The 16,419-nt window shown below is 38.2% G+C and carries 15 protein-coding genes; 14 read left to right on the top strand and 1 reads right to left on the bottom strand.

Going from position 1 to position 16,419, the window contains the following annotated elements:
- Nucleotides 1-29: 29 nt before the first annotated feature.
- The 7 genes from ACN6MT_RS11565 (at nt 30) to ACN6MT_RS11595 (ending at nt 7,596) form a co-directional block, all read left to right on the top strand.
- Entirely contained in the window at nt 30-1,268 is a 1,239-nt protein-coding gene (locus tag ACN6MT_RS11565) for an NAD(P)-dependent malic enzyme (protein WP_034676829.1), read from the top strand.
- Nucleotides 1,269-1,323: 55 nt separating this feature from the next.
- The gene (locus tag ACN6MT_RS11570; protein WP_419956424.1) at nt 1,324-1,899 is read left to right on the top strand and encodes a FadR/GntR family transcriptional regulator; all 576 of its coding nucleotides are present in this window, start codon (nt 1,324-1,326) and stop codon (nt 1,897-1,899) included.
- Nucleotides 1,900-2,100: 201 nt separating this feature from the next.
- Entirely contained in the window at nt 2,101-2,976 is an 876-nt protein-coding gene (accD, locus tag ACN6MT_RS11575; protein WP_419955974.1) for an acetyl-CoA carboxylase, carboxyltransferase subunit beta, read from the top strand.
- Complete coding sequence (gene accA / locus ACN6MT_RS11580) at nt 2,970-3,944, top strand: acetyl-CoA carboxylase carboxyl transferase subunit alpha (protein ID WP_419955975.1); 975 nt, start codon at nt 2,970-2,972, stop codon at nt 3,942-3,944. The genes accD and accA overlap by 7 nt, the downstream gene beginning before the upstream one ends.
- Nucleotides 3,945-4,243: 299 nt before the next feature.
- Nucleotides 4,244-5,203, top strand: coding sequence for a 6-phosphofructokinase (gene pfkA, locus ACN6MT_RS11585; RefSeq protein ID WP_034676835.1), 960 nt, complete (start codon nt 4,244-4,246; stop codon nt 5,201-5,203).
- A 164-nt stretch (nt 5,204-5,367) separates the two neighbouring features.
- Nucleotides 5,368-7,128 (top strand): pyruvate kinase, encoded by a 1,761-nt coding sequence (gene pyk, locus ACN6MT_RS11590; RefSeq protein ID WP_419956425.1) that lies wholly within the window; start codon nt 5,368-5,370, stop codon nt 7,126-7,128.
- Nucleotides 7,129-7,209: 81 nt separating this feature from the next.
- The gene (locus ACN6MT_RS11595) at nt 7,210-7,596 is read left to right on the top strand and encodes an FxsA family protein (protein WP_034676837.1); all 387 of its coding nucleotides are present in this window, start codon (nt 7,210-7,212) and stop codon (nt 7,594-7,596) included.
- Nucleotides 7,597-7,630: 34 nt separating this feature from the next.
- Here the strand turns inward: ACN6MT_RS11595 and ytvI are convergent, their stop codons facing one another.
- Nucleotides 7,631-8,746 (bottom strand): sporulation integral membrane protein YtvI, encoded by a 1,116-nt coding sequence (gene ytvI / locus ACN6MT_RS11600; protein ID WP_419955976.1) that lies wholly within the window; start codon nt 8,744-8,746, stop codon nt 7,631-7,633.
- A 99-nt stretch (nt 8,747-8,845) separates the two neighbouring features.
- On the opposite strand from ytvI, the gene ACN6MT_RS11605 reads away from it, so the two are divergent.
- The 7 genes from ACN6MT_RS11605 to pnpS all read left to right on the top strand — a co-directional run bounded on the left by ACN6MT_RS11605 (nt 8,846) and on the right by pnpS (nt 16,403).
- Nucleotides 8,846-9,307, top strand: a complete 462-nt coding sequence (locus ACN6MT_RS11605) for a DUF441 domain-containing protein (protein WP_419955977.1) — start codon at nt 8,846-8,848, stop codon at nt 9,305-9,307.
- Between the two features lie 357 nt (nt 9,308-9,664).
- Nucleotides 9,665-10,783 (top strand): citrate synthase, encoded by a 1,119-nt coding sequence (citZ, locus tag ACN6MT_RS11610; protein ID WP_034676843.1) that lies wholly within the window; start codon nt 9,665-9,667, stop codon nt 10,781-10,783.
- Between the two features lie 150 nt (nt 10,784-10,933).
- The gene (gene icd / locus ACN6MT_RS11615; RefSeq protein WP_034676845.1) at nt 10,934-12,202 is read left to right on the top strand and encodes an NADP-dependent isocitrate dehydrogenase; all 1,269 of its coding nucleotides are present in this window, start codon (nt 10,934-10,936) and stop codon (nt 12,200-12,202) included.
- A gap of 109 nt (nt 12,203-12,311) precedes the next feature.
- Nucleotides 12,312-13,250, top strand: a complete 939-nt coding sequence (mdh, locus tag ACN6MT_RS11620) for a malate dehydrogenase (protein WP_419955978.1) — start codon at nt 12,312-12,314, stop codon at nt 13,248-13,250.
- Nucleotides 13,251-13,326: 76 nt separating this feature from the next.
- Complete coding sequence (locus tag ACN6MT_RS11625) at nt 13,327-13,803, top strand: MaoC/PaaZ C-terminal domain-containing protein (RefSeq protein ID WP_034676849.1); 477 nt, start codon at nt 13,327-13,329, stop codon at nt 13,801-13,803.
- Nucleotides 13,804-13,926: 123 nt separating this feature from the next.
- On the top strand, nt 13,927-14,643 hold the full coding sequence (locus tag ACN6MT_RS11630; RefSeq protein ID WP_419955979.1) for a winged helix-turn-helix domain-containing protein: 717 nt from the start codon (nt 13,927-13,929) through the stop codon (nt 14,641-14,643).
- Nucleotides 14,640-16,403, top strand: a complete 1,764-nt coding sequence (gene pnpS / locus ACN6MT_RS11635; protein ID WP_419955980.1) for a two-component system histidine kinase PnpS — start codon at nt 14,640-14,642, stop codon at nt 16,401-16,403. The genes ACN6MT_RS11630 and pnpS overlap by 4 nt, the downstream gene beginning before the upstream one ends.
- Nucleotides 16,404-16,419 lie beyond the last annotated feature (16 nt).

Raw genomic sequence — 16,419 nt, forward strand, 5'->3', positions numbered from 1 at the left:
TTTTGTACTAATTTAAGGGGTGACATATCTTGACATTACGGGAAGAAGCACTACACATGCATCGAATTAACAAGGGAAAGCTTGAGTCAAAATCAAAAGTACCAGTAAGAAATGCCAAGGATTTAAGTTTAGCGTATTCTCCGGGCGTTGCCGAACCGTGTAAAGATATTTATGAAAAGCCAGAAACGGTTTACGATTACACGATGAAAGGCAATATGGTTGCTGTAGTGACAGATGGTACAGCAGTCTTAGGTCTTGGAAATATTGGACCGGAAGCTGCACTTCCAGTAATGGAAGGTAAAGCAGTTTTATTCAAAAGCTTTGCCGGCGTCGATGCCTTCCCAATTTGCTTAAACACAACCGATGTCGAAAAAATCATTGAAACTGTTAAGTTGCTCGAGCCAACATTTGGCGGTGTGAATCTCGAAGATATCGCAGCACCAAATTGCTTTGTCATTGAGGAACGATTGAAAAAAGAAGCGAATATTCCTGTTTTCCATGATGATCAACATGGTACGGCTATTGTCACTGCAGCCGGTCTTGTGAATGCACTAAAGCTGATTAACAAGAAAATTACTGAGATCAAAGTGGTTGCGAATGGTGCTGGAGCAGCTGGAATTGCTATTATAAAATTATTACACAGTTATGGAGTACGAGATATTATTATGTGTGATACAAAGGGTGCCATTTACGAGGGACGCCCGCAAGGAATGAATGACGTTAAGGCAGAAGTAGCAAAATTCACAAATCGTGATAATCTTACTGGAAGCCTTGAAGATGTCATAAAAGGTGCTGATGTATTTATTGGCGTATCGGTTGAAGGTGCTCTTACAAAAGAAATGGTTGCTTCCATGAATAAAGACGCAATCATATTTGCTATGGCAAACCCTTCTCCAGAAATTATGCCGCATGATGCAAAAGAAGCGGGAGCACGAGTGGTAGGAACGGGCAGATCAGATTTTCCAAACCAGGTAAATAACGTACTAGCCTTTCCTGGTATTTTCCGTGGTGCACTCGATGTAAGGGCTACACACATAAACGAGGAAATGAAAGTGGCAGCTGTTGAAGCAATAGCCAGCTTAATAAATGAATCTGAGCTAAACGAGGATTATGTCATCCCTGCACCATTTGATCCGCGTGTTGCCCCGGCCGTTGCTGCGGCAGTAGCAAAAGCAGCGATGGAAACAGGTGTTGCACGTTTAAAGGTTGACCCTGAAGATGTTAAAGAAAAAACAAAGAGGCTCGCTATTATTGGTAAAAGTGAGTGATTAGTTAGTGACGAATACTAAAGTATATCTTGAGATTGTCAAACAGCTAAGAGAGATGATATCTGCAGATAATTTGAAATCTGGAGATAAAATCCCATCTGAACGGGAATTATCAGAGCGCCTGAATGTCGGGCGCTCTTCCGTTCGGGAAGCTTTAAGAGCATTAGAACTGTTAGGTTTAATTGAAACGAGACGCGGTGAAGGCACCTTTATCCGGGATTTTCGAGGAAATCAACTTGTACAGCTGCTTGGAACCTTTATTCTTCAAGATGAGAAAGCAAAGTTAGATGTAATTGAAACAAAGAACCTAATAGAGATGGACATTCTTTGGTTAGTTCTAAAACGAGTTGATGAAAAGCAACTGTTGAAGCTGAAGAGCTTGATTGAATCCGATCAATTATCAGATGATCAATTTTTTTATCAACTTATTGAACTGACAGACAATTATTTGTTTTCGAGAATATGGTTAATATTAAAGGACTATCACCATTCATTGAGTTTAAAGGAAGTGGAGTATAAACGTGATAGCTATTTAATGTTAATCGATGCCTTGGTTGAAAAAGATGAAGAAAAAACATTATCTGCTTATCGCCAATTAAGAAATTTGTCTATTTTAACCGACAAATACTAACAGATTTTGAAGAATTTTTCCTTTATAGTGATAGACAAGCAATCAGCCCGATTGAATGTGGGGCATTTTTAATGTTTGGGTGGTCTGACCAATTTTAGGGGTTAGGTTTGAATTGTCATTATTTAAGGATAGACTTCATTATAAGATGATAAAAACTTTGCCGATTGGCAGATTTTTTCGAACAAAGGAGGTTTGGACAAATTGCTTAAAGAGCTTTTTACAAAAAATACAAATAAAAAGAAAAAATATGCAACGATTCCTACCGAGGCTGCAAAAAGTGATGTACCTGAAGGGATTATGACTAAATGTCCTTCCTGTAAAACGATTATGTATACGAAAGAACTAAATAAAAATTTGAAAGTTTGCCTACATTGCGGCTATCACTTTTCAATGAACGCCAAAGAGCGTATCATCGGCTTTTTAGATGAAGACAGTTTCAATGAAATCGATGAAAATATGGTTTCTGAGAACCCGTTAAATTTCCCGGATTACCTGGAAAAAGTAGAAAAAGACCGTCAAAAAACGAAGATTAATGAAGCGGTAGTTACGGGTAGTGGAACTGTTAATGGCAATAAAATCGTCCTTGCCATAATGGATTCTACTTTTAGAATGGGAAGTATGGGTTCTGTAGTAGGGGAAAAAATAACCCGTGCGATTGAAAAAGCAGATGAAATGTCAGTGCCATTTATTATTTTTACTGCCTCCGGCGGTGCTAGAATGCAAGAAGGCGTTCTTAGTTTAATGCAAATGGCGAAAACGAGTGTGGCATTAAAGAGATTTAGTGATAATGGCGGACTTATTATTTCAATTATGACCCATCCAACAACTGGCGGTGTTTCTGCAAGCTTCGCATCATTAGGAGACTATAACTTTGCAGAACCAGGTGCATTAATCGGTTTTGCAGGGCGCAGAGTTATTGAACAATCCATTCGAGAGGAACTGCCTGAAGACTTTCAAACAGCGGAGTTTCTATTAAAGCATGGCCAGCTTGACGCGATCATTTCTCGTCCTGAGCTAATTGATAAAATCACAAACTTACTAGAAATTCATCAACCAGGAGGTGAGCTCGAATGGTAGGAGAATTAGAATTCGAACGCCCGATAGTGCAGTTAAGAAATAAAATAGCTGAACTCAAAGAGTTCACAAAGACTGCAGATGTGGATTTGTCATCTGAAATTGAAAAATTAGAATTACGACTTGAAAAATTAGAAAAAGACATTTATAACAACATCAAGCCATGGGACCGTGTTCAAATTGCCAGACATCCAAATAGACCTACTACATTAGATTATATCTCTAATTTATTTGACGGTTTCTTTGAATGTCATGGAGACAGAGCATTTGGTGACGATGAAGCGATTGTTGGCGGTGTTGCGAAGTTTCGCGGGCTTCCTGTTACGGTCATCGGCCATCAAAGAGGGAAAGATACGAAAGAAAACATTCGCAGAAACTTTGGTATGCCGCACCCCGAAGGCTATAGAAAAGCACTTCGTCTAATGAAACAGGCAGATAAATTTAGTCGTCCGATTATTTGTTTTATTGATACAAAAGGTGCCTATCCAGGGAAAGCTGCAGAAGAACGGGGACAAAGCGAAGCTATTGCTCGAAACCTATTTGAAATGGCTGGACTTAAGGTGCCAGTTATTTGCATCGTTATTGGTGAGGGAGGAAGTGGTGGTGCCCTTGCTTTAGGCGTAGGTAACCGCATGTACATGCTCGAGAATTCCACTTACTCTGTAATATCACCAGAAGGTGCAGCCGCAATATTGTGGAAGGATTCTGCCCTTGCAAAGAAGGCAGCAGAGTCGATGAAAATAACAGCGCCAGACTTAAAGGAGCTTGGGATAATCGACGATATTATTCCGGAAATTAAGGGTGGTGCACATAAAGACGTTAAGGGTCAATCAGAAGCGATTGACACTTTCTTAAAGAAATCCTTAAAGGAACTTTTGGAACTCTCCGAAGATGAACTGGTTGCGGATCGCTATAACCGATTTAGAACGATAGGTGAATACTCATTTTTAAAGGATTATATAAGTATTTAAAACGTGCTCTCAGGGCACGTTTTAATTTTTGGTAAATATTTTTCATTTCACAATTATGTCAACAATTGTCCATTTTATGTAAATGATTTCGCTTCCAATTAGATGTTAAGCGTTTACAGTTAACCGACAATTCCGTCTATTAAATTTACTAATATGATTGAGTTGTTATAGGGGTCTATTTAATGGTATTTTATAAATATTACTGGATTTTCTGTAGATAATAAATGAAGTACTTATAAAATGAAAACTCCTATCTAGATATACATAAATAACTTAGTAAATCACATGAGGTGGTAGTAATGAAAAAAATTGGCGTTCTAACAAGTGGTGGAGATTCACCAGGTATGAATCCGGCTATTCGGGCTGTAGTTCGAAAAGCGATTTATCACGATGTAGAGGTTTATGGGATTTATGGCGGGTATACTGGCTTAATTTCTGGAAATATAAAAAAACTCGAGCTTGGATCTGTGGGTGATATTATCCATCGAGGAGGCACCATGCTTCATACGGCACGATGCCCAGAATTTAAAACACCTGAGGGACAGCAAAAAGGAATTGAGCAGTTAAAGGCACATGGTATTGAAGGGCTTGTGGTCATAGGAGGCGATGGTTCTTATCGTGGAGCAAGAGCCTTGACTCAGCAAGGTTATCCATGTGTGGGTGTACCTGGTACAATCGATAATGATATTCCGGGGACGGAACTAACAATTGGATTTGATACAGCATTAAATACAGTTATAGATGCCTTGGATAAAATTCGTGATACGGCTACTTCACATGAAAGAACCTTTGTGATTGAAGTAATGGGCAGGGATGCTGGGGATATTGCTTTGTATGCAGGTCTTGCAGGTGGTGCAGAAACCATCCTTATTCCTGAAGAAAACTTCGATATGGCTGAAATTGCTGAGAGGCTGAGAAAAGGTCAGGAACGCGGTAAGAAGCATAGTATCATTATCGTTGCTGAAGGAGTTTGCGGCGGAAATGAATTTGCGAAACAGTTAAGTGAAGCTACTAACTTTGACACTAGAGTATCTGTACTTGGCCATATTCAACGCGGCGGTTCGCCAACTGCAGCCGACAGGGTCCTAGCAAGCCGTTTAGGTGCGAGAGCAGTAGAATTATTAATTGAAGGTAAAGGCGGACGTGCTGTAGGGATGGAAAGTAATCGTGTTGTAGATTATGATATCGTTGAAGCATTAGAAAGAAAGCATAAGCTAGACCTAGACCTTGTTAAACTTTCAAAAGAATTATCTATCTAACCTGTGTTTAAAATTATAATAATCTAGCTCCGGTCGCCATCGGCTCGAGGCATAAGCCAATCCGTCAAGAAGGTTAAAAAGCAACCTTCATGCCGGCTCGTCTTATGCTTGTCGCCGATAAACAGGCGCCCTACGCTTTTTAATTTAGGAGGAAACAAAAGATGTTGCGTAAAACAAAAATCGTTTGTACGATTGGCCCTGCAAGTGAAAGTGTAGAAAAATTAACTCAATTAATGGAATCAGGAATGAATGTTTGCCGATTAAATTTTTCGCACGGTGATTATGAAGAACATGGTCAGCGAATCCAAAATATTCGTGAAGCCTCAAAACTAACAGGTAAGACTGTTGCTATTCTTCTTGATACAAAAGGTCCGGAAATCCGTACAAACAATATGGTTAATGGAGCAATTGAACTAAAATCAGGTGATAACATTACTGTTTCCATGACTGAAGTGGAAGGTACCACAGAAAAGTTTTCAATTACATACCCAGGATTAATTGATGATGTTCATGTGGGCTCTAAAATTTTATTAGATGATGGACTAATTGGATTAGAGGTTCTTAACATCGATAAGGAACAAAATGAAATTCAGACAAAAATCCTTAACAGTGGAACATTGAAGAACAAAAAAGGTGTCAACGTTCCAGGCGTATCGGTAAAACTTCCGGGAATCACAGAAAAAGACACAAATGATATCATTTTTGGAATTGAGCAAGGTGTTGACTTTATTGCAGCTTCTTTCGTTCGCCGTGCAAGCGATGTAATGGAAATTCGTCAGCTATTAGAGGAAAAGCAGGCTACACACATTCACATTATTCCTAAGATTGAAAACCAAGAAGGTGTCGATAACATTGATGAAATTCTTGAAATTTCTGACGGTCTAATGGTGGCACGCGGTGACTTAGGTGTAGAAATACCGGCTGAAGAAGTACCGCTTGTCCAAAAAATGTTAATTAAGAAGTGTAATGCGCATGGTAAACCAGTTATTACTGCAACACAAATGCTTGATTCAATGCAGCGTAATCCGCGTCCAACACGTGCTGAGGCTAGTGACGTTGCTAATGCCATTTTTGATGGTACAGATGCAATCATGTTATCTGGTGAAACAGCAGCCGGAATTTATCCTGTAGAAGCGGTACAAACTATGCATAATATTGCTTCTAGAGCGGAACAAGCATTAGATCACAAAGAAATTTTATCAGCACGCAGTAAAGATTCAGAACATAATCTTACTGACGCTATTGGTCAGTCTGTTGCACATACGGCTTTAAATCTTGATGTAAATGCAATTGTAACACCAACCGAAAGTGGTCATACTGCTAGGATGATCTCTAAATACCGTACGAAGGCACCAATTGTGGCAGTTACAGCAAATGAGCAAATTTGCCGCCGATTAGCGCTTGTATGGGGAGTATATCCTCAACTTGGAAGAATGTGCAGTTCAACTGACGAAATGCTAGACAGTGCTGTGGAAGAAAGTGTAAACAGCGGTATTGTAAAACATGGTGATTTAGTTGTCATCACTGCTGGCGTTCCAGTTGGAGAAACAGGTACAACAAACTTAATGAAAATTCATGTTGTCGGCGATGTTATTGCTAGAGCTCAAGGGATTGGTCGTAAGTCTGCTTTCGGTAAAGTAGTTATTGCCCAAAATGCAGCGGAAGCAATCGAGAAGGTTAAGCCTGGTTCCATTTTAGTAACGCTTGGTTCAGACCGTGATATGGTACCAGCGATTGAAAAATGTGCTGCTCTCATCACGCAAGAGGGTGGGTTAACCAGCCACGCTGCGGTAGTTGGCCTTAACCTCAGCATTCCAGTCATTGTTGGTGTAGAAAATGCATTAGAGTTATTTAGAGATGGCCAAGAAATTACCGTTGACGCGACAAGAGGTGTCATTTATAACGGTCATGCTAGTGTGCTTTAAATCATGAAGAAGGGATTATCCCTTCTTTTTTTTGTTATTCAGTATATAATAGATTTAAGCCTGTTTGAAGGAGATACAACAATGCGCTATTTAGCTCTATTAATTATTGTAATACCCGCAATCGATATCGGATTCCTGCTGTTATCAGGAAAAACAATAGGCGTGCTGCCTACCATTGCTTTTATCATACTAACAGGAGTGTTGGGTGCCTATTTGGCTAAGAGAGAAGGTTTACAGACCATAAAAAAGGCTCAGGAACAGCTTGCTTTTGGTCAAATTCCTGGTGAATCTGTCTTGGATGGTATATGTATTCTCGCTGGAGCTATTCTGCTGTTAACACCTGGATTTGTTACCGATTTATTTGGATTTTTATTGTTATTCCCCCCGTCTAGAAAGCCTTTTAAATTTCTGATGATTAACGCTTTACGAAGAAAGATCCAAAATGGAAATATAAAAATTATAAAATAACGTCAACCTCTAAAGGGAGGCTGACGTTTATTTTTTAGACTTCTTTTCCTTTTATAAAAATCCAAATATCGTGAAAAACATTTGCACGGTAGAGTGTGTTAATAATGACGAGAGTAACTGGGCCTAATATTAATCCAAGAAACCCAACTAATTTAAATCCGACGAACAAAGCGACCAGCGTAGCTAATGGATCCAGACCAATATTAGATGAGAGAATTTTTGGCTCCATAACTTGTCTTTGCACAATCACAAGTAAATACAGGACTCCTAAACCTACTGCAAGACTGATATCCCCTGCAATGACCTCATAAATAATCCATGGTACAAAAACGGCTCCGGTACCAAGGTATGGAATAATATCCACAATCCCTGTTATTAAAGCGATGGTAATCGCGTAATCAACGCGAAGTACAAGAAGTCCAATTAAGATAATAACCGTTGTAATAGAGATAAGGGTTAATTGGGCCTTTAGAAATCCAAATAAAGCTTTTTGTAAATCGACGAAAACCGTTTTTCCACTTGATTTAGCCTTCTCAGGTAAAATGCTGCTGCTAATCCGTGAAAGTCTGTACCAATCCTTACTAATGAAAAAGGTTGCTAAGAAGGAAAAAATTAATACGCTTGCCGCATTTGGGAACCAAGATAAGATAACCGGAATGTTACCGAATAAATTTTGGATGAAGTTACCAACATTTGTTCCAATAGTAGTGCCAACATTTTTTATGTTTGATATGATGGTGTTTTGCTGCCCATCTTCTAATTGATTAAACATACTTGTTAATTGATTATAAAACGGGATAATTTGACCAGTTATATACTCTTCAATATAGCCTATTAAAGTATCCAAATGCTCTGGAACAACACGGGCAAGGTAATTCGCACCGGAAACCAATTCAGCTACTAAAAGTGTAACTAAGCCTGCAACAAAGGCAAAAATAATGATTATAGCTACAAAAACGGCTAAGCCGCGGGGCATTCGAAGTTTTTTTTCAAAAATGTTAACAATTGGGTTGATAAAAAAGGCAATTACTAAGGCGATTAGAAATGGATAGGTCACTTTTGACAAATAATAAAATGATAGAAGTGCAAGAACTACAATACCAATGACTAGAAAGAACCTTAAGGTTCGATATAAGTACTTTTTTTCCAATAACTTGCCTCCTTAGCGTCATTTAAGTAATTCTAGTTTAACATTTCTTGTACAAAACTGCATGATTTTCCAATTGCAAGAAACGGAAGGATGAAATCAATGTTTAATCAGCCATTATTGTTCCTATTGCTGCTTTTAATCATAGGAATTATCGCAAAAAATAACTCATTATTGATTGCCATTGTTGTTTTATTAATTTTAAAATTAAGCGGACTTGAAACAAAATCTTTTACCTTTATACAGAGTAAAGGGATTAATTGGGGAGTTACGGTAATCACCATAGCTGTATTAGCTCCAATTGCATCGGGGGAAATTGGTTTCAAAGATTTGACTAGTGCTTTTAAATCACCGCTTGCTTGGGTAGCTCTTATTTCAGGTATGGCTGTTGCATTACTAGCAAAGGGTGGAGTATCTCTATTACAAGATGACCCGCATATTACTACCGCACTTGTTTTAGGCACAATTCTTTCCGTATCCATTTTCAAAGGGGTTGCTGTTGGTCCTCTAATTGGAGCGGGAATAGCATATACAGCCATGAAAATGATTGATTTTTTTAGTTAGCTATTTTGTAAAATAATATTTTTTTTGAACTTTTCAGCCCCTTTTCATTCACAAAAATCTGATAATTGTTTATAATAGGACTTGAAAGCGCATCCTTTTTTACATAATTCACATAAATATGCTAGATTACTTGTAAAATAACTTTTTTATTTAAAAAAAGTTATTCCGCTTGTCGGTTTTTTCCCGAGCAAGCGCTCATTCTAGATATTTGTTAAAAAGGGCGCTAGTCATTCATATTTGAAATGAAGATTTTCTTTCAACATAGCTGTGACCAATAACAGTTTGCAGCTGATAAAAATACTTCTTTTAACAAATGGCGGGTAATGGGGAAATTAGAATGAGAAGGAGAGATTTTCTATGACAGTAACTCGAGGTCTTGAAGGGGTAGTGGCAACAACTTCTTCTATCAGCTCAATTATTGATGATACTTTAACGTATGTTGGGTATGATATCGATGACTTAGCTGAGAATGCAAGCTTTGAAGAAGTAATTTATTTATTGTGGCACCGCAGATTACCAACTGAGCCTGAATTAGCAGAACTAAAGAAACAGCTTTCTGAAAATGCAGCACTTCCAAAAGAAGTAATTGAGCATTTTAAGATGTATCCGATTGAAAAGGTTCATCCTATGGCTGCACTTCGTTCCGCTGTTTCCTTACTAGGTCTTTATGATGAAGAAGCTGACTCCATGGATCCAGAGTCAAACTATCAAAAGGCGATTCGTCTTCAAGCAAAAATGCCTGCGATTGTGACAACTTTTGCACGCGTCAGAAAAGGTCTTGAACCAATTGCACCTAGAACAGATTTAAGCTTTGCAGCTAACTTCCTTTACATGTTAACTGGTAATGAGCCTGATGAAATCGCAGTTAACGCTATGGATAAAGCTCTTGTATTACATGCTGACCATGAACTTAATGCTTCTACTTTTACAGCAAGAGTTTGTGTAGCAACTTTATCAGATGTTTATTCTGGTGTAACTGCAGCAATCGGCGCGCTTAAAGGACCATTGCACGGCGGTGCAAATGAAGCAGTAATGAAAATGCTTAAAGAAATTGGTACAATTGAAAATGTTGAGCCATATGTTCGTGGAAAACTTGAAAAGAAAGAAAAAATCATGGGATTTGGACACCGCGTTTATCGCGCTGGCGATCCTCGAGCTAAACATTTGAGAGCGATGTCCAAAAAATTAACCGAACTTACAGGCGAGCCGCACTGGTATGAAATGTCTGAAAAAATTGAAAGCATTGTCACTGGCGAAAAGAATTTACCGCCAAACGTTGACTTTTATTCAGCATCCATGTACCACAGCTTAGGTATTGACCATGATTTGTTTACACCAATCTTTGCAGTAAGCAGGGTTTCAGGCTGGCTTGCACACATTCTAGAACAATATGATAACAATCGATTAATTCGTCCGCGTGCGGAATATACAGGTCCAGGTATGCAGACATATGTACCAATTAATCAAAGAGGTTAATAAATATTTACTTTTTTCAAAAAAATTGTTCTAATAGGATTGTAGGAAAAGGTTAAAGAGTCAAACCTTTAACCTTGGACGCAATCTCTTTAATACACAAGGGACAAATGAGTATGACCACTGATACATACCTAGGAGGGAGACACAACTATGCAAGGCGAAAAAATCACAGTAACAAACGGAGTATTAAATGTACCAAACAATCCAATTATCCCATTTATTGAAGGTGACGGTATCGGACCAGATATCTGGGCAGCTTCCGAGAGAGTATTAAATGCAGCGGTAGAAAAAGCATATAAAGGCGAACGCAAAGTAGTATGGAAAGAAGTTCTTGCTGGAGAAAAGGCGTTTAACCAAACAGGTGAATGGCTTCCAAAAGAAACTCTTGATGTAATCAATGAATATTTGATTGCGATCAAAGGCCCGCTTACTACTCCTGTTGGCGGTGGAATTCGTTCATTGAACGTAGCACTTCGTCAAGAATTAGATTTGTTTGTATGCTTACGACCAGTAAGATGGTTTGAGGGTGTGCCTTCACCAGTCAAGCGTCCACAAGATACTGATATGGTAATCTTCCGTGAAAATACTGAAGATATCTATGCAGGTATTGAATATGAAAAAGGTTCAGAAGCAGTTAAGAAAGTAATCGACTTCCTTCAAAATGAAATGGGAGTTAACAAAATTAGATTCCCTGAAACTTCTGGTATTGGTATTAAGCCAGTTTCTGAGGAAGGAACAAATCGTCTAGTGCGTGCAGCTATTAATTATGCGATTAAAGAAGGTCGTAAATCAGTAACACTTGTACACAAAGGTAATATCATGAAGTTCACAGAAGGCGCGTTCAAAAACTGGGGTTATGAACTTGCTGAGAAAGAATTTGGTGATAAAGTCTTTACATGGGCTCAATATGACGCCATTAAAGCTGATCAAGGCACTGACGCTGCAAACAAAGCTCAGGCTGAAGCAGAGGCAGCAGGTAAGATCATCGTGAAAGATGCGATTGCTGATATCTTCTTACAGCAAATTCTTACACGTCCACGTGAGTTTGATGTGGTAGCTACAATGAACTTAAACGGAGACTTTATTTCTGATGCTCTTGCAGCGCAAGTTGGCGGAATTGGAATTGCTCCTGGAGCAAACATCAACTATGAAACAGGACATGCGATTTTCGAAGCTACACATGGTACTGCACCTAAATACGCAGGCCTAGATAAGGTAAATCCATCATCTGTTATCCTATCAGGTGTATTACTTCTTGAACATTTAGGCTGGAATGAAGCAGCTAATATGGTCATTAAATCAGTAGAAAAAACAATTGCTTCTAAAGTTGTAACTTATGACTTCGCTCGTTTAATGGACGGAGCAACAGAAGTTAAAACATCTGAATTCGGTGATGAATTAATTAAGAACATGGAATAATTTATACAGCTTCAGTGCTTTGCGCTGAAGCTGTATAAGCGCGAGTAGGGCTGTTTTCGAACAGCTGCTTCGAATAAGGAATTTAATACTTTCAAAGGGGAGAGTTCATATGTCATTGAAACGTAAAAAGGTTTCTGTAATCGGCGGAGGATTCACTGGGGCAACAACTGCATTCTTACTTGCACAAAAAGAATTAGGTGATGTCGTTCTCGTTGATATCCCTCAAATGGAAAACCCTACAAAAGGAAAGGCATTAGATATGCTTGAAGCAAGTCCAGTTCAAGGATTTGATTCAAACATAACTGGTACATCCAATTACGAAGATACTCGTGATTCTGACATCGTTGTAATTACTGCTGGTATTGCGCGTAAGCCTGGAATGAGCCGTGATGATTTAGTTCAGACAAATCAAAAGGTAATGAAAAGTGTTACACAGGAAATCGTAAAGTATTCTCCAAACTGTACAATCCTTGTATTAACTAATCCAGTTGATGCCATGACATATACAGTGTTTAAAGAATCAGGATTCCCTAAAAACCGTGTTATTGGCCAATCAGGTGTACTTGATACGGCTCGTTTCCGGACATTCGTTGCTCAGGAATTAAATCTTTCTGTTAAAGATATTACCGGCTTTGTTTTAGGCGGGCATGGTGATGATATGGTTCCACTTGTTCGTTATTCCTATGCCGGTGGTATTCCATTAGAAACATTGATTCCTAAAGAGCGTTTAGAAGCGATTGTTGAGCGTACTAGAAAAGGCGGCGGAGAAATTGTTAACCTTCTAGGTAACGGCAGTGCTTATTATGCTCCAGCAGCATCACTTGTAGAAATGTGTGAAGCAATTTTAAAAGATCAGCGCCGTGTTCTCCCTTCCATTGCTTACCTTGAGGGAGAATTTGGATACGAGGGTATATATCTTGGAGTCCCAACAATCCTCGGTGCAAACGGAATTGAGAAGGTTATTGAGCTTGACCTAACTCCTGAAGAAAAAACGGCTTTAGACAAATCAGTTGAATCCGTTCAAAATGTAATGAAAGTCTTAGTGTAAATGATTAAAAATTCGGGGAAAAAGTTCCTCGAATTTTTTCTACTATAAATGTAACCGTTTGCAAAGAGGTGGCGAAATGCTTTTAGGAAAAAAGAGAAAGTTAGGCAGAGAAATAAAAGAAATGTCAGTCGGAGAAAAACTGTCATTAACCGAGAAAGTGGAGGATAAGGACATTCTTCTGTATCTAGGGTTAACTGATGATGCGAATCCACTCTTTATTCAGCATGATTACGCATCCCAAACTCCTTATAAAAAACCGATTGTTCCAAGTATCATGCTGACAGGCATGATTACCTCGGCTATTTCAAAGTATTTACCTGGGCCAGGCAGCCATATATTAAGTCAAGATATCGAATTTCCGAAACCTGTATACCATTATGCAACGGTCCAGCTGTTGTTAGAGGTTGTGGAAGTAGATCATGATAATCACTCAGTGATGATGACAGTTGTAGGAACTAACGAAAAAGACGAAGTAGTGATAAATGGGAAAATGAAAGTCTGTCCTCCTCATCGACTAGGAAGAATGGATGCCAATGTATTAGATAATTTTTAATCACTTAAAGGAATGTATTTCACATTCCCTTTTTTTGTCTTAAGTTCGATAGTGGGTATTCTTTTTATTTCTATATTATAATGTAGAAGGGTAGTGAAATAGATAACACATTCGGAGGTTTTTATGAAAAACAAGGTACTTGTTGTAGACGATGAACAATCAATTGTAACGTTGCTTCAATATAATTTGGAACAAGCCGGCTTTGACGTAGTAACAGCAATGGATGGTTTAGCTGGTAAACAATTAGCGGAAAGTATGGCACCTGATATTATTGTTTTAGATCTTATGCTTCCGAAAATGGATGGAATCGAAGTATGTAAGCAGCTTCGGCAGCAAAAAATTATGATACCCATTTTAATGTTAACCGCAAAAGATGATGAGTTTGATAAAATATTGGGGCTAGAGCTAGGTGCGGATGATTATATGATTAAACCATTTAGCCCAAGAGAAGTGGTTGCACGAGTAAAAGCTATTTTAAGAAGAATTCAGATACAGTCCACTAGTAATGAGGATGACCAACAGGTTGGTACTGATATTTTTATTGGAAACCTCCAAATTATCCCTGAAAAATATGAAGCCTATTTTAAAAATCAACAATTGGAACTGACCCTAAAGGAATACGAATTACTTCATTACTTGGCTCAGAATAAAAATCGTGTTTTAACTCGCGACCAATTATTAAGTGCAGTTTGGAATTATGAATTTGCTGGCGATACTCGTATAGTAGATGTTCACATTTCACATTTAAGGGAAAAGATAGAAGAGGATACGAAGAAACCTGCTTATATCAAAACCGTCCGTGGTCTAGGGTATAAGCTTGAGGAGCCGAAAGGTGAATGACCAAATATCGTACAAAGCTTCTTTTTGCATTAATTTCCTTACTTATTATCGGTTTGATCGGGCTGGAAATCCTACTCGGACAACTTTTTAAAGGCTACTATCTTGATACATATAATGAACGTCTAGATAAAGAGAGTAATCTTCTTAGCTTGCACATTGAAAATAACGGCGGCGTCAATTCATTTAATCAACAAAATATAATCGACCTAAGCAATATCCTAAATGTAAGACTTGCCATCACAGATACTAAGGGGAAGATACTCTTTGACAGTGGTGAAACGAGTCCTTCTAATATTAACGGGATAAGAGAAATTATTAACGAGGTCTTGAAGGAAAAACAACAAAATAAGACGAAGCTTGTTGAACGTGAGGAATACGACTTACACTATGCCTGGAAACCAATACTACAAGCAAATGAAAATGAAGGTTATTTGTTCATCTTTACTAAAACTAGTGAGTTGAAACAAGCGTACGGGCAAATTTGGTGGATTCTGTCCACTTGTCTACTGATGGTGTTTATTATTTTTATTTATCTAGGATATAGAATTACGGCAAGATATACGAAGCCAATAGAAGCGGCAACAAATGTGGCCATTGAGCTCGCAAAGGGTAATTACAGAGCTAGAATAGAAAATGATCAATTAACTGAAACGAGTATGTTAAGCACCTCCATAAATGTACTAGCCCAAAACCTCCAAGAAATGAGTAAAGCTCAAGAAATACAGCAAGATCGCTTAAGTGCTCTAATTGAAAATATGGGTGCAGGACTACTTCTAATGGACAGCCGTGGGTTCGTTAATTTAATTAATAGAGGTTTCATCGATATCTTTCATGTGAACTCTACTAATTATTTAAACAAACTATATTATGAAGTGATTGAGCAAGAGGAAATATGCAATATCATAGCGGATGTTTTTAGGACTGAGCAAAAAATCAGAAAACATCTCCTTCTTCCATTGGGAATCGAGAGAAGATACTTTGATGTTTATGGAATACCGATTATTGGTATAAATAATGTATGGAAAGGGGTTTTGCTCGTTTTCCATGATATTACTGAGATTAAAAAATTAGAAGTAATGAGAAAAGACTTTGTGGCAAATGTGTCACATGAATTGAAGACGCCCGTTACCTCTATCAAAGGTTTTTCTGAAACGCTGTTAGATGGTGCTATGAACAACCAAGATACACTTGAGGCATTTTTATCGATTATTAATAAAGAAAGTGAGCGCATGCAATCACTTATTCAAGATTTACTCGATTTTTCTAGAATTGAGCAGCAGGAGTTTAAGTTGAACATCCAGGACGTTGACCTCTGTGAATTAATTAACGAAGTAATCACAATGCTTACAAAAAAAGCAGAATCAAAAGAAATTCATCTTGAACTCGAGTGTCAGAAGGAAGATTTATATATACAAGGAGACCATGACCGCCTAAAGCAAGTATTCATAAACCTGATTAGTAATGCAATTTTGTATACACCGCCAGGCGGATATATAAAAGTTTCCTTGTTCGATCATGAGAGAACAGTGAAAATCCATGTGAAAGACTCGGGTGTTGGAATTAAACAGGAAGAAATTCCACGTATTTTCGAACGATTTTATCGTGTTGATCGTGCAAGAAGCCGGGATTCTGGCGGGACTGGTCTTGGATTAGCAATCGTAAAACATTTAGTTGAAGCACATCACGGAAACATTTCGGTGAAAAGTACCTTGGGTGAGGGCAGTGAGTTTATCATCGAACTTTATAAATATATGAAATAACCGAAAGGGGTAAATG

This window comes from Neobacillus niacini, from assembly GCF_048572935.1.
Lineage (GTDB): Bacteria > Bacillota > Bacilli > Bacillales > Cytobacillaceae > Neobacillus > Neobacillus niacini.

Excerpts from the sequence above, each read along its gene's own strand:
- citZ (WP_034676843.1), top strand. The coding sequence starts at position 9,665 with ATGACAGTAACTCGAGGTCTTGAAGGGGTAGTGGCAACAACTTCTTCT.
- ACN6MT_RS11625 (WP_034676849.1), top strand. The coding sequence starts at position 13,327 with ATGCTTTTAGGAAAAAAGAGAAAGTTAGGCAGAGAAATAAAAGAAATG.
- ACN6MT_RS11605 (WP_419955977.1), top strand. The coding sequence starts at position 8,846 with ATGTTTAATCAGCCATTATTGTTCCTATTGCTGCTTTTAATCATAGGA.
- pnpS (WP_419955980.1), top strand. The coding sequence starts at position 14,640 with ATGACCAAATATCGTACAAAGCTTCTTTTTGCATTAATTTCCTTACTT.
- accA (WP_419955975.1), top strand. The coding sequence starts at position 2,970 with ATGGTAGGAGAATTAGAATTCGAACGCCCGATAGTGCAGTTAAGAAAT.
- pfkA (WP_034676835.1), top strand. The coding sequence starts at position 4,244 with ATGAAAAAAATTGGCGTTCTAACAAGTGGTGGAGATTCACCAGGTATG.
- ACN6MT_RS11595 (WP_034676837.1), top strand. The coding sequence starts at position 7,210 with ATGCGCTATTTAGCTCTATTAATTATTGTAATACCCGCAATCGATATC.
- ACN6MT_RS11570 (WP_419956424.1), top strand. The coding sequence starts at position 1,324 with ATGATATCTGCAGATAATTTGAAATCTGGAGATAAAATCCCATCTGAA.
- ACN6MT_RS11630 (WP_419955979.1), top strand. The coding sequence starts at position 13,927 with ATGAAAAACAAGGTACTTGTTGTAGACGATGAACAATCAATTGTAACG.
- mdh (WP_419955978.1), top strand. The coding sequence starts at position 12,312 with ATGTCATTGAAACGTAAAAAGGTTTCTGTAATCGGCGGAGGATTCACT.
- icd (WP_034676845.1), top strand. The coding sequence starts at position 10,934 with ATGCAAGGCGAAAAAATCACAGTAACAAACGGAGTATTAAATGTACCA.